A 448-nucleotide genomic window follows, 5' to 3' on the forward strand; every position below is an offset into this window, starting at 1 on the left:
CTTCCTCATCACCATCCCGGTGGTGACCCAGTCGGTGGCGTTGAATCTCCCGAAGGAGACCAACGTTCCCCGGGTCACGAAACCGGAAAACGTCGAGCTGGCGGTGACCAAGGATGGCGACATCTACTGGAACACCGCGCTGGTGCCCGACGTCGACGCCCTGGTCAAGCGCCTGGGCAAGGTCGCGGTGCTGAACCCGCAACCCGAAGTGCACATCCGCGGCGACAAGGATGCGCGCTACGAGTCGGTGGGCAAGGTCGTGTTTGCCTGCCAGCGCGCCGGCATCATGAAGGTCAGCTTCGTGACCGAACCGCCCGCCCGCGGCGAATAAGCAGTAGGAGCCAACAATGGGAATGAACGTAGGAAGCTCCTCGGGTGGCGACGAACCGGAGGTCATGCTCGACGTCAACACGACGCCGCTGATCGACGTGATGCTGGTGCTGCTGGT

The 448-nt window shown here is 63.2% G+C and carries 1 protein-coding gene and 1 pseudogene; both read left to right on the forward strand.

The window, feature by feature from the left end:
- A partial coding sequence (locus B0W88_RS32285; RefSeq protein ID WP_077038459.1) for a biopolymer transporter ExbD occupies positions 1-331 on the forward strand: 331 nt, incomplete at its 5' end.
- 16 nt (positions 332-347) lie between these two features.
- A pseudogene (locus B0W88_RS32290) lies at positions 348-448 on the forward strand (biopolymer transporter ExbD); the annotation flags it as partial.

Origin of the sequence: Pelomonas sp. KK5, from assembly GCF_001984095.1 — a bacterium.
Lineage (GTDB): Bacteria > Pseudomonadota > Gammaproteobacteria > Burkholderiales > Burkholderiaceae_C > KK5.